The organism is Rubrivivax sp. A210 (assembly GCF_904426505.1).
In the GTDB taxonomy this organism is placed as follows: Bacteria; Pseudomonadota; Gammaproteobacteria; order Burkholderiales; family Burkholderiaceae_C; genus Rubrivivax.
The window spans coordinates 1-11,450 of the sequence record NZ_CAJGBN010000026.1; the positions used below are offsets into that span (position 1 = coordinate 1).

The window sequence follows — 11,450 nt, forward strand, 5'->3', positions numbered from 1 at the left end:
CGCTGGGTGCGCTGCTGGTGGCCGCCGCCGCGGCCACCGCGCTGTGGGCGACGCCGGCCCTCGATGCCCGCACCGAGACCGCCGCCGCCGAAGCCCTGCAGCTGCGCCGCCAGGCGCTGGCACGCCAGCAGCCCCAGGCCACGCCGGCGGCCGTGCAGGCCGGCGCAGCCCTGGCCTTCCGCGAGGCCTTTGCGCCACCGGCCAGCCGCGCTGCACGCGTGGCCGCCTTGCTGGCGCTGGCCGAGGGTCATGGCCTGACCCTGCGCCGGGCCGAGTTTCGCCACCAGGCCGAGCCGGCGCTGGGCCTGGCGCGCTACCGCATCACGCTGCCGGCCGAGGGTGGCTACGCCGCGCTGCGCGACTTCATCGCCGCCAGCCTGGCCGCCGATCCGGCGCTGGCCCTGGACGCGCTGCGCCTGGCGCGTGCCGAAGGCGGCGGCCTGCGTGCCGAGCTGCGCTTCACGCTGTGGACCCGGCTCGACACCCTTGCCGTCCCGGCCGCGCCTGCGGCCGTTGCCGCCACCGCCGGGGCCCGCCCATGATCGCCTCGCGCCCTTTGCGCTGGGCCCTGGCGGCCACGCTGCTGAGCAGTGCCGGCGTGGCCCTGCTGCCCGATGACGAGGTCGCGCCGCCAACGCGCGCCAGCGCCGCCCCGGCGGCTGGGCCCGTGCCCGCCACCCGGCAGGCTGCGGCGGCCGTCGACCCCGGCCCCAAGACCTGGCCCAGGGTGGTGCTGCGCAATGCGCCGCCGCCCTTGCCTCGGCTGCGGCCCGAGGCCCTGGCCGCCTGGGGCGATGCCCGCCCGCCTGCGCTGGCCCCCACGGCCGCGGCTGCCGCCTCGGCGCCGCCCCCGGAGCCCCCGCCGCCCTGGACGCTGATCGGCCTGGTCGAGGAAGGCGGCAGCGTCAGCGCCCTGCTGCTGGAGGGCCCCAACACCCGGCTCGTGCGCGCCGGCGATGCCCTCGACGGGCGCTGGCGCGTCGAGGCCATTGCCGGCCGCCGCGTCACGCTGGCCCGCAGCGACGGCTCGGCCCGCCACGTCCTGAATTTCAAGCCCACATGAACAGCCTCTTCCCGTTCTTCAATCACCGCGCCTGGCGCACTGCCGTGCTGGCTCTGGCCTTGTCCCTGGTGCTGGCCGCCTGCGCCACCCCGCCGCTGGACGAAGCGGCCCAGGGCACGCGCCAGCGCGTCGCCGAACTGCGCCTGCGCGAGGCGGCCCTGGCCCAGCGCCGCGAGCAGGCCCTGCAGGCGGAGCAGGCCGCCGCTGCCGCCGCGGCAGCTGCCACCCGCGAACGCCAGCGCCAGCCCGCAGAAAAGCGCGCCGCCGCGCCCGCTGCGCCCGAGCTGGCGGCGGCGCTGTCCACGCGCGTGAACCTCGAGTTCCGCGAGGCACCGCTGCGCAATGTGCTCGAAGGCCTGGGCCGCGCCCACAACCTCAACTTCGTCTTCGACCGTGACGTGCGCGCCGACACCCGCGTCAACCTGCTGCTGCGCGACACCGCGCTGGCCGAGGGCCTGCGCATCCTCTTCGCCACCCAGCAACTGGCCAGCAAGACGCTCAACGAGCGCACCCTCTTCATCTACCCCGACACCGCGCCCAAGCGCGCCGAGCACCGCGAGCTGGTCACGCGCAGCTTCTACCTCGCCAATGCCGACGTGAAGCAGGCGCAGAGCCTGGTGCGCACGATGGCCAAGACGCGCGACATCCATGTCGACGAAAGGCTCAACCACCTGGTCGTGCGCGACACGCCCGAGGTGGTGCGCCTGGTCGAACGCCTGATCGCCTCCATCGACGTGGCCGAGCCCGAGGTGGTGCTCGAGCTCGAGGTGCTCGAGGTCTCGTCGACCCGGCTCGACGAGGTCGGCCTGCAGTGGCCCGACCAGGTGTCCTGGGGCCTGCCGGGCGCCGGCAGCAGCGTCGACCTGGGGCTGCGCGACAGCTTTCGCGCCAGTGTCGCCAACCCGGCCGTGCTGGCCAGCCTGCGCGAGACGCTGACGCGCGCCAACACCCTGGCCAACCCGCGCCTGCGTGCGCGCAACCGCGAGAAGGCCAAGGTCACGGTGGGCGAGAAGCTGCCGGTCTTCACCACCACCACCAATGCCAACGGCTCCTCGGCCGCGGTGACCTATCTCGACGTCGGCCTCAAGCTCGAGGTCGAGCCCAGCGTGCAGCTCGAAGGCGATGTGGTGATGCGGGTCGCGCTCGAGGTCAGCACGCTCATCGGCAAGGTTGCCGGCCCCCAGGGCGCGGTGGGCTACCAGGTCGGCACGCGCGAGGCCAGCACCTCGCTGCGCCTGCGCGACGGCGAGACCCAGATCCTCGCCGGCCTCATCCGCGACGAGGATGGCAAGACCATCGCCGGCCTGCCCGGCGCCTCTTCGCTGCCCCTGCTGGGCCACCTGTTCGGCCTGCACAGCGACAGCCGTGCCAAGACCGAGATCGTGCTGCTCATCACCCCGCGCGTGGTGCGCAGCCTGGTGCCGCCCGAGGTGGCCTATGGCAATGCCCCCGGCGGCAGCGAGGCCAGCCCGGGCGAGCCGCCGCTGCGCCTGGCCAGCGGCGCCGCCGCCGGCGTGGCCCTGCGCAACGGGCCACCGCGGCCCGCCGCGGCGCCAGCACTGCCGGCCGCTGCGCCGCGTGCGGCCCAGCTGCAGCTGGCGGCCAGCGCCGGCGGCAAGGTCGGCGGCATCGTCAGCGTGACCCTGGCCAACCGCTCCGACGCCACCGTCGAGGGCGAGCTGCTCTTCGACGCCACGCTGCTGCAGCCGGCCCAGGCCGCCGAAGCCGGGGCCGGCCGCACCGCCTTCAAGCTCGAGCCCGGGCGCGAACAGGTGCTGCCGCTGCGCGTGCTGGCCGCCGCCGCCGGGCAGACGCTGCAGGTCAGCGTCGGCAGCGTCTCGGCCACCGGCGCCGGCGGCGAGGCGGTGGCCGTCGAGGCCGTCGCCGCCGTCGCCATCACCATCGCCGTCCCGCCATGAGGCGAGCGCGCGGCTTCACGCTGATCGAGCTGATCGCCGTGGTGGCCATCATGGGCATCCTGGTGGCTGCGGCGCGGCCGATGATCGAGCTGGCCCACCGCCGCAGCCAGGAGTTCGCGCTGCGCGACGCGCTGCGCACGCTGCGCACCGCCATCGACGGGTACAAGCGCCTGTCCGACGAGGGCGCCATTGCCAAGCCGCCCGACGCCAGCGGCTACCCGCCCAGCCTGGAGGCGCTGGCCGCCGGCGTGCCCGATGCGCGCGATGCCCAGGGCCGGCGCCGCCACTACCTGCTGCGCCGGTTGCCACGCGATCCCTTCGCCGACCCGGCCCTGCCGGCCACCGAGACCTGGGCCCTGCGCAGCCATGCCAGCCCGCCGGATGACCCGCAGCCGGGCGCCGATGTCTTTGACATCGCCTCGCGCCACGGCGCCACGGCGCTGGATGGCACGCGGTATTCACAATGGTGAGCGCGGTGGTGTGCGCGTGGGTGCAGCGATGAACAGCGGCCGGCGCGGCTTCACGCTGATCGAGCTGATCGTCGTGATGGCCATCGTCGCGCTGCTGGCCTCCATCGCCGCGCCACGCTACTTCCAGAGCCTGGAGCGGGCGCGCGAGAAATCGCTGCGCACCTCGCTGGCGGTGATGCGCGACGCCATCGACCAGTTTGCCGCCGACAAGGGCCGCTACCCGCAGAGCCTGGCCGAGATGGCGCAGCAGCGCTACCTGCGCGAGCTGCCGCAAGACCCCTACACCGGCCGCGCCGACAGCTGGTTGGCGCTGGCGCCGCCGCCCGACGCCGTGGTGCAGGGCGGGGTGGCGGATGTGCGCAGCGGCGCCGCCGGCCGCGCCGCCGATGGCAGCCTCTATGCCGACTGGTAGTGCCGTGGGCGGCCTTCGCCCGCGTGCCGCCGGTGGCGTCCGTGGTGCCCATGGGCGCGGCTTCACCTACCTGCTGATGCTGTTCGCGCTGGCCGCGGGCGGCGCGGCGATGGGCCTGCTGGCCAGCGCCTGGACGACAGCGGCCGAGCGCCAGCTCGAGCGCGAATCGCGCCACCGCGGCCAGGAGATCGCCGACGCCATGGGCCGCTGGCGCGCGGTGGTGCTGGCGCCCGAGGCAGGCACTGCAGCCGCCGGCCCCCAGACGCTGGAAGAGCTGGTCAAGGACAGGCGCACGCCCACGCTGCAGCGCCATCTGCGCCGCGTCTGGGAAGACCCGCTCACCGGCCGTGCCGACTGGGTGCTGCTGCGCGACGCCCGCGGCGCCATCACGGCCCTGCACAGCCGCGCCAGCCGCCCGGCCCGGCTCAGCCACGATCTGGAGCCGCGCGAAGACGGCCAGCCGCCGCGCGTGTCGGACCGCGTCTTCCGCCCGCGCGAGATGACCGCAACTCATGCGGTCGCCAGCGAGGCGGCATCGGCGCCCGCGACATCCAGCCGTCCCGCCACCCCCACCCGAGGAGCGCCCAAGTAAGCCGTTCGGCTCATCCCCCATGAGCCGTGGGCACGCAGGCGTCACCCCAGCTCTTTAGGCTCACAGCACCGCAGTACCGCCCCCATGAACACCTCCGCACTCGCCCAGGCCCCCGTTGCCGAGCTGTCGACCAGCCGCCACGCGGAGCTGGTCGTGCGCGTCATCGAATCGGCCGCCAGCGTGCAGCGGCGCCACCAATTCTTCGTCTGGGCGCAGAGCTATCTGCAGATGCTGCTGCCGCACGATGTCTCGGTTTGCGCCGCCTACCAGCGCGATTCGCGCGAGCTGGTGTTCGACACCTTCCACAACGTGCCGGTCTCGACCGAGCTGCTGGCGGTGCTGGGCAATGGCCAGTCGGGCCTGATGCGCGAGCTGGTGCGTCTGTGGGTGAGCCGCGGCGCCAGCGTGCTATTGGCCGAGGTGGCCGGGCTGGAGGCACGCGTGCCCATGGGCGATCTGGCACCGCTGCGCCAGGGCGGCATCACCGAGCTGCTGGTACACGCGGTGGCACGCCCGCAGCGGCCGGCCGAGCTGGAAAGCCTGTTCGTGCTGGCCGCCAGCGGCCGCGGCTGGCAGCCCCAGCACTGCGAGCACCTGCAGCTGCTGCTGCCGCATCTGCACACCACCTACGTACGCACCCAGGGCAACGAGCGCGAACTCGGCGCGCCCGGCGTCGAACCGCCGCCGCTGCCGGCGCAGACGCCGCGTGCGACCCCGGTGACGACGCGTGAGCGCCAGATCCTGCGCTGGGTGCGCGAGGGCAAGACCAATGCCGAGATCGCCATCGCGCTGGAGATCAGCCCGCTCACGGTGAAGAACCATGTGCAGAAGATCCTGCGCAAGCTCACCGCCGCCAACCGTGCCCAGGCCGTCGCCCTGGCCATCCAGCAAAACCTCTTGTAGACGCGCCGGCCGGGCCCGGTGGCGCTGACGCCCGCCGCCGGCCGTGGCCGCGAACCCCACAGCCTCCGGAGACAAACGCATGATCCCGCCCCGCCGACGCCTGGCCTTGCTGCTGGCCTTCCACATCGCCGCGCTGCTGCCGTTGTCGGCCCAGGCCTGGTGGAGCGCCGATTACAAGCAGCGCACCAAGATCACGCTCAACACCGGCGCCGAGGGCGTCACCACCGCCGAGGCCGTCAGTGGTGCCGCCGTGCCGGTGCGCCTGCACTCGGGCAATTTCGACTTCATCGCCGCCAAGCCCGATGGCAGCGATCTGCGCGTGCTTGCGGCCGATGACAAGACGCCGCTGAAGTTCGCCCTCGAGCGCTTCGACGGCAACAACGAGCTCGCCGTGCTGTGGGTGCAGGTGCCCACGGTGGCGCCGGGCAGCGACAAGAACCTCGTCTACGTCTATGCCGGTAACGCCAAGGCAGAGGCCAAGGCGGTGGCCGAGGCCGCCACGCCGGTGGTCGACAGCGGCGCGGCGCTGACGCTGCGCTTCGACCGCGCCGACGGCAGCGTGCGCGACGCCGGCGGCGGCGCACTCACCGCCAGCGGGCCGGTGGCCGGCGATCCCAACGGCCTCATCGGCGCCAGCGCCCGTTTCGACGGCGCCCAGATGGTCGAGCTGCAGGCCACCGAGCGCGCCCGCGCCGCCGCCGGCGCCCCCTACAGCCTGAGCCTGTGGGCCCGCCCCGACGGCGCCGCCGGCACGCTCTTCGAGCAGGGGCCGCTGAAGCTGATGCTCTCCGGCGGCAAGGCCGTCGTCACGCTGGGCAAGCTGCGTTTCGAGGGCGGCGAGCTGCCGCCCTCGGCCTGGGTACACCTGGGCCTCACGCTGGGCGCCGGCAAGGCCACGCTCTTCGTGAACGGCGCGCAGGCGGCCGAGGCCGATCTGCCCAGCGGCACGCCCGCCATCGAAGGCCCGCTGCGCCTGGGCGCCGATTTCGCCGGCCTGCTGGACGAGCTGCAGGTTGCGCCGGTGCTTCGTAGCAGCGAATGGATGAAGTTCACGCGCGCATCCCAGGGCGCCGACGCCAAGCTCATCGCCACCCAGCTGCAGCACGACGGCGAGGCCGAGGCCGGCGAGGGCGGGCATGGCGGCTACATGGGCATCCTGGTCAAGAACCTCACCGTCGACGCCTGGGTCGTCATCGGCATCCTGGGCGTGATGTTCGTCATCGCGGCCTGGGTGATGGTGGTCAAGACCCTGCTGGTGCGCCACACCGACCGCGGCAACCAGCGCTTCATCCAGGCCTTCCGCGACAGCGCCGACGTGATGATGGCCGGCGGCAGCGCCCAGCATGCCGGCTCTTCACTGGCGCGGCTCTACGACGCCGGCCTGCACCAGCTCAACAAGCGCAGCGTCGGCCAGGCTGGCGCCAAGCCGCTGTCGGGCGCCTCGCTGGACGCCGTCAAGGCCGCCATCGACGCCGACCTCGTGCGCGAGAACCACAAGCTCAACTCGGCCATGGTGCTGCTCACCATCGCCATCTCGGGTGGCCCCTTCCTGGGCCTGCTGGGCACGGTGGTGGGCGTGATGATCACCTTCGCCGCCATCGCCGCCGCCGGCGACGTGAACGTCAACGCCATCGCGCCGGGCATCGCCGCCGCGCTGCTGGCCACCGTGGCCGGCCTGGGCGTCGCGATCCCGGCGCTGTTTGGCTACAACTGGCTGGCGTCCCAGATCAAGAACATCTCGTCGGACATGCAGATCTTCGTCGACGAGTTCGTCACCCGCGTCGCCGAAGCCTACGGAGACCGCTGAGATGTCTGCCGACATCAAGGCCGACAACCAGCCCTACGACGACATCAACGTCACGCCGATGCTGGACCTGGCCTACGTGCTGCTGGTGGTGTTCATCATCCTCACCACCGCCTCGGTGCAGGGGGTCAAGGTGGCGGCACCCGAGACCAGGAGCACCAGCAACCTGGCCAAACCGCAGACGCGCGCCATCACCGTCACGGCCGATGGCAGCATGTTCCTCGACGCCTACCCGGTGACGCTGGAACAGCTGGCCACGCTCTTGGGCCAGTACAAGGCCGGCAACCCCAACCTGCCAGTGGTGCTCAAGGGCGATGCGGCAGCGCCCTACGAGAAGATCGTCGCCGTGCTGGCCGTGGTCAAGAAGCTCGACATCGCGCAGCTCGGTCTCGTCACCAAGCGCAGCGGCCAGTGAGCGGGGTGACGCCATGAAAGTCCAGGACGAAGCCCGCCCCTACGACTCGATCAACGTCACGCCCATGCTCGACCTGGCCTATGTGCTGCTGGTCGTCTTCATCCTGATGACCACCGCCTCGGTGCAGGGCCTGAGCATCAACCTGCCCAAGCCCTCGGCCACGCCGCCCACCGAGCGCCACCCCATCCATGTGCTGCGCATCGACCCCGACGGCAGCGCGCGCCTGGACGGCGTGCCCAAGGCCGACGCGCTGCTGCTGCAGGAGCTGCAGTCCATCCGCGCCATCGACGCCAAGTCCAGCGTCGTGATCCAGGGCGACGGCCAGGCGCGCTACGAGCGCGTGGTGGCCATGATCGATTTGTGCAACGAGGCCGAGGTCGCGATGAGCATCGCCACCGGCCGCATCGGGTACTGAACATGCTCCGCAAGACCACGGTCCTGATCGCCGCCGCGCTGTTGCTGCTGGCCGGCTGCGACAACGCCCCCGGCAAGCCGCGCAAGCAGCAGATGGTGAAGCTGCTGCCCGACACCCCGCCGCCCCCGCCCCCGCCCCCGCCGCCCAAGCCCGAGGACAAGCCGCCGCCCAAGCCCGAGGACAAGCCCCAGCCGCAGGACGCGCCCAAGCCGCAGGAGCAGCCCCAGGCGCAGGATCTGAAGAACGACGAAGCCGCGGGCGAAGGGCCCGGCAACGGCATGACCCAAGGCACGGTCAACCAGGACTACAAGGACGGCCCCACCAGCCAGCAGGTGGGCGGCAAGCCAGCCGACGCCGGCCCCAACCGCATGGCCGTCAACAGCTTCGCGCAGGCGGCGACGCGCTCGCTCAACGACTACCTGGCGCGCGACAAGGATGTCAAGCGGCTCGATTACCAGGTGCGGGTCGACCTCTGGCTTACCGGCGCCGGCAGCTTTCAGCGCGCCGAGCTGGTGGGCAGCACCGGCGACCCCCAGACCGACCAGGCGCTGCGCACGGCGCTGGACCGCTTTCCCGGCACCGGGCAGGCGCTGCCGCCGCGCATGCCCCAGCCGCTGCGCGTGCTGGTCTCCAACCGCATGATGGGATGAGCACGATGTTGTCCAAGAACCCCGCGCGACGACGCCGTGCCGCGCTGGCGCTGGCCGCCGCCCTGGCCTGCAATGGCGCCTGGGCCCAGTCCGGCGAGCGCGAATCGCTCGAAGCCCTGCGCCAGACCACGCTGGCCCTGATCGAACTGCTGGTGCAAAACGGCACCCTGCCGCGCGACAAGGCCGATGCCCTGCTGGCCGAGGCCAGGAAGCGTGGCGAGGCGGCGCTGGCCCAGGCGCCCAGGGTCGGGCCCGCCAAGGCCGAGCCGCCCGTGGTGCGCGTGCCTTACGTGCCCCAGGTGGTGCGCGACCAGATCCGCGACGAGGTGCGCGAGGAAGTGGTGGCCCGTGCCCGCATCGAGCGCTGGGGTGTGCCCAACGCCACGGCCGAGTGGACCGACCGCATCGCCATCGAGGGCGACATCCGCGTGCGCTCGCAAGGCGACCGCCCCGACGGCGCCAACTGGCAGCCCATCGAATACCTGGCCTCGGCCTTCAACACCGAGACCACGCGCGCACCCGATTTCGCCGCCGGCACCAGCGCCTTCGTGCCCACCGGCAGCACCCAGGACGCGCGTGACCGCCTGCGCCTGCGCACGCGCCTGGCCGTCAACGCCAAGGTCAACGACTGGGTCACGGCCGGCGTGCGCCTGGCCAGCGGCAGCGCCACCGACCGCGTCTCGACCAACCAGACCCTGGGCCAGAATTTCAACCGCTACGCCTTCCTGGTTGACCGCGCCTTCGTCAAGCTTGATCCCGCCGACTGGGCCAGCGTCAGCGCCGGCCGCATCGCCAACCCCTGGTTCGCCACCGACATGGTGTGGAGCGAGAACCTCGCCTTCGAGGGCGTGGCCGCCAGCTTCAAGCTGCCGGCACGCGCCGACCGCAGCCTGCTGCCCTTTGCCACGCTGGGCTACTTCCCGGTGCGCGAAGACGGCCGGGCGCGCCCCAGCCGCAGCATCAGCGGCGTCCAGGTTGGCGCGCAGTGGGAGGCGAGCGAACTCACGCGGGTGAAGATGGGCCTGGCGATGTACCGCTTCAGCGGCTTCGAAGGCCGCATCGATGGCGACATCGACCCCGTCACCGGCGCCACCGGCCCCAGCTACGGCCGCTACGAATACGAGGCCGGCCTGCGCCAGCGCGGCAACACGCTCTTCCTCACCAACAACCCGCTGGAATGGCAGTTCAGCGACAAGAATCCCAAGACGCCTGACAAGTTCCGCTGGGGCCAGCTGGTGCGCTTCAAGCCGCTGGTGGCCACCGCGGCGGCCGAGTTCTCGCACTTCGCGCCCACCTTCATCGGCCTGTCGGGCGAGGTGGTGCGCAACATGGACTACTCGCGCAGCGAGGTCGCCGCGCGCACCGGCATCACGCTCTACGACGTGCGCATCTTCGGCGTCGCGGCGCGCGCCACCATCGGCGCGCAGCAGGTGCGCAACGCCGGCGACTGGCAGTTCAGCCTGGGCTACCGCTGGCTGGGCAGCGACGCCGTGCCCGATGCCTTCGTCGACAGCGACCTGGGCGGCGGCGGCACCAATGTGCATGGCGTCACGGTGGGCTTCAACTATGGCCTGGCACGCGACACCCAGCTGGGCCTGCGCGTGCTCAGTGGCCGCAGCATCTCGTCGCCCACGGCGCAGTCGTGGTTCAACGACCGTTATGCGGTCGACAGCGTGCAGGTGGACCTGAATGTGCGCTTCTGACCGGAGCCTGCCCAGGCTGGGCGCGCTGGCCGCCGCGCTGCTGCTGCTGTGCGCCGTCACCACGGCCGCGGCGCAGCAGAACAGCCGCGAGCAGGAACAGGTGCGCCGCCTGCGCCAGCAGCTGCAGCAACTGCAGGGCGAGCAGACCGCCCAGCGCGACGCTGCTGCCAAGGCCGGCGCCAAGGTCGATGCCGAAAGGGCCGAGGCCCTGGCCAGGCTGACCGTGGCCCAGGCCGAGCTGAAGCGCCTGCGCGGCAACGCCGGCAAGCAGGCCGCCGAGACGGCCGAGGCCGCCAGGGCGGTGGAAGCGCTGCGCGCCGAGCAGGCGGCCGAGCGCGTGCGCGCCGACGAGCTGCGCGCCCAGCTCGAGACCGCCGGCCGCGACCTGCAGACCTTGCGCGGCCAGCACGCCGAGCTGCAGCGCACCCTGGCCCGGCGCGGCGCCGAACTGGCCGATCTGAACACCGGCCACCGTTACCAGGGCCAGGTGCTGGAAGCCTGCAGCGCCAGCAACAAGGCCTTGCATGCGCTGGGCCTGGAACTGCTGCAACGCTATGAAAACAAGGGCCTTGCCGAAGTGCTGGCCCACAACGAGCCCTTTGTGCAGACCCGGCGCGTGCAGCTGGAAAACCTGGTCGAGGCCTACCGCGACAAGCTCATGCAGCAGTCGCTGGACAAGCCGCGCTACGACGTGTTCAGACTGCAGGAAGCCGACAGTGCGCCCTGAGATCTTGCTGCTGGCGGCGCTGCTGTTGCCGCTGGCAGCGGCGCGCGCCGAGGAGGGTGACCCCGCGCTCGCCGCGCTGGCGCGCCCGGCAGGCGCGGCCACGCTTCGTGGCACGCCGATGGACGCGCTGGAATGGGAGCGCCGCCTGCGCCCGCCCGGACGCCTGGGCCCGCGCCCCTTGCGTGCGGCCAGATCGGAAGAGCGTCGTGTCGGGAAAGAGTGTAGATCTCGGTGGTCGCCGTATCATTAAAAAAAAAACGACGACGACAAGGCAACGCTGCACGAAAATGTCGGAGATTACGATGAGCAGGGTCGGTGATAAGGCATGATGCTTGATGATGGCGAAGGATGGGGACAGGGTAACTGACGAAGGCTGG

12 protein-coding genes and 1 pseudogene are annotated in these 11,450 nt (G+C 72.2%); all 13 read left to right on the top strand.

Going from position 1 to position 11,450, the window contains the following annotated elements:
* Positions 1 to 542: pseudogene (locus tag JMV16_RS15745) on the top strand (hypothetical protein); the annotation flags it as partial.
* Entirely contained in the window at positions 539 to 1,063 is a 525-nt protein-coding gene (locus JMV16_RS15750) for a hypothetical protein (protein WP_201495256.1), read from the top strand. The pseudogene JMV16_RS15745 and the gene JMV16_RS15750, both read left to right, overlap by 4 nt.
* The gene (locus tag JMV16_RS15755) at positions 1,060 to 2,982 is read left to right on the top strand and encodes a secretin N-terminal domain-containing protein (protein ID WP_201495257.1); all 1,923 of its coding nucleotides are present in this window, start codon (positions 1,060 to 1,062) and stop codon (positions 2,980 to 2,982) included. Before JMV16_RS15750 ends, JMV16_RS15755 begins: the two co-directional genes overlap by 4 nt.
* A complete protein-coding gene (locus tag JMV16_RS15760) occupies positions 2,979 to 3,452 on the top strand; it encodes a type II secretion system protein (protein ID WP_201495258.1) in 474 nt (157 codons plus the stop codon). Before JMV16_RS15755 ends, JMV16_RS15760 begins: the two co-directional genes overlap by 4 nt.
* Positions 3,453 to 3,480: 28 nt before the next feature.
* On the top strand, positions 3,481 to 3,864 hold the full coding sequence (locus tag JMV16_RS15765; RefSeq protein ID WP_201495259.1) for a type II secretion system protein: 384 nt from the start codon (positions 3,481 to 3,483) through the stop codon (positions 3,862 to 3,864).
* Positions 3,865 to 3,868: 4 nt separating this feature from the next.
* Complete coding sequence (locus JMV16_RS15770; RefSeq protein ID WP_201495260.1) at positions 3,869 to 4,456, top strand: hypothetical protein; 588 nt, start codon at positions 3,869 to 3,871, stop codon at positions 4,454 to 4,456.
* A gap of 84 nt (positions 4,457 to 4,540) precedes the next feature.
* Complete coding sequence (locus tag JMV16_RS15775; protein WP_201495261.1) at positions 4,541 to 5,359, top strand: LuxR C-terminal-related transcriptional regulator; 819 nt, start codon at positions 4,541 to 4,543, stop codon at positions 5,357 to 5,359.
* A 79-nt stretch (positions 5,360 to 5,438) separates the two neighbouring features.
* On the top strand, positions 5,439 to 7,166 hold the full coding sequence (locus JMV16_RS15780) for a DUF2341 domain-containing protein (RefSeq protein WP_201495262.1): 1,728 nt from the start codon (positions 5,439 to 5,441) through the stop codon (positions 7,164 to 7,166).
* Position 7,167: 1 nt separating this feature from the next.
* Positions 7,168 to 7,578: an ExbD/TolR family protein gene (locus JMV16_RS15785; RefSeq protein WP_201495263.1), complete on the top strand. Its 411-nt coding sequence runs from the start codon at positions 7,168 to 7,170 to the stop codon at positions 7,576 to 7,578.
* Positions 7,579 to 7,591: 13 nt separating this feature from the next.
* A complete protein-coding gene (locus JMV16_RS15790; RefSeq protein ID WP_201495264.1) occupies positions 7,592 to 7,993 on the top strand; it encodes an ExbD/TolR family protein in 402 nt (133 codons plus the stop codon).
* Positions 7,994 to 7,995: 2 nt separating this feature from the next.
* Entirely contained in the window at positions 7,996 to 8,643 is a 648-nt protein-coding gene (locus JMV16_RS15795) for a hypothetical protein (RefSeq protein ID WP_201495265.1), read from the top strand.
* Between the two features lie 5 nt (positions 8,644 to 8,648).
* Positions 8,649 to 10,346, top strand: coding sequence for a putative porin (locus JMV16_RS15800; protein ID WP_201495266.1), 1,698 nt, complete (start codon positions 8,649 to 8,651; stop codon positions 10,344 to 10,346).
* Positions 10,333 to 11,073 (top strand): hypothetical protein, encoded by a 741-nt coding sequence (locus JMV16_RS15805; protein ID WP_201495267.1) that lies wholly within the window; start codon positions 10,333 to 10,335, stop codon positions 11,071 to 11,073. The genes JMV16_RS15800 and JMV16_RS15805 overlap by 14 nt, the downstream gene beginning before the upstream one ends.
* The last annotated feature ends 377 nt before the right edge of the window (positions 11,074 to 11,450 follow it).

Excerpts from the sequence above, each read along its gene's own strand:
- JMV16_RS15750 (WP_201495256.1), top strand. The coding sequence starts at position 539 with ATGATCGCCTCGCGCCCTTTGCGCTGGGCCCTGGCGGCCACGCTGCTG.
- JMV16_RS15755 (WP_201495257.1), top strand. The coding sequence starts at position 1,060 with ATGAACAGCCTCTTCCCGTTCTTCAATCACCGCGCCTGGCGCACTGCC.
- JMV16_RS15760 (WP_201495258.1), top strand. The coding sequence starts at position 2,979 with ATGAGGCGAGCGCGCGGCTTCACGCTGATCGAGCTGATCGCCGTGGTG.
- JMV16_RS15765 (WP_201495259.1), top strand. The coding sequence starts at position 3,481 with ATGAACAGCGGCCGGCGCGGCTTCACGCTGATCGAGCTGATCGTCGTG.
- JMV16_RS15775 (WP_201495261.1), top strand. The coding sequence starts at position 4,541 with ATGAACACCTCCGCACTCGCCCAGGCCCCCGTTGCCGAGCTGTCGACC.
- JMV16_RS15780 (WP_201495262.1), top strand. The coding sequence starts at position 5,439 with ATGATCCCGCCCCGCCGACGCCTGGCCTTGCTGCTGGCCTTCCACATC.
- JMV16_RS15785 (WP_201495263.1), top strand. The coding sequence starts at position 7,168 with ATGTCTGCCGACATCAAGGCCGACAACCAGCCCTACGACGACATCAAC.
- JMV16_RS15790 (WP_201495264.1), top strand. The coding sequence starts at position 7,592 with ATGAAAGTCCAGGACGAAGCCCGCCCCTACGACTCGATCAACGTCACG.
- JMV16_RS15795 (WP_201495265.1), top strand. The coding sequence starts at position 7,996 with ATGCTCCGCAAGACCACGGTCCTGATCGCCGCCGCGCTGTTGCTGCTG.
- JMV16_RS15800 (WP_201495266.1), top strand. The coding sequence starts at position 8,649 with ATGTTGTCCAAGAACCCCGCGCGACGACGCCGTGCCGCGCTGGCGCTG.
- JMV16_RS15805 (WP_201495267.1), top strand. The coding sequence starts at position 10,333 with ATGTGCGCTTCTGACCGGAGCCTGCCCAGGCTGGGCGCGCTGGCCGCC.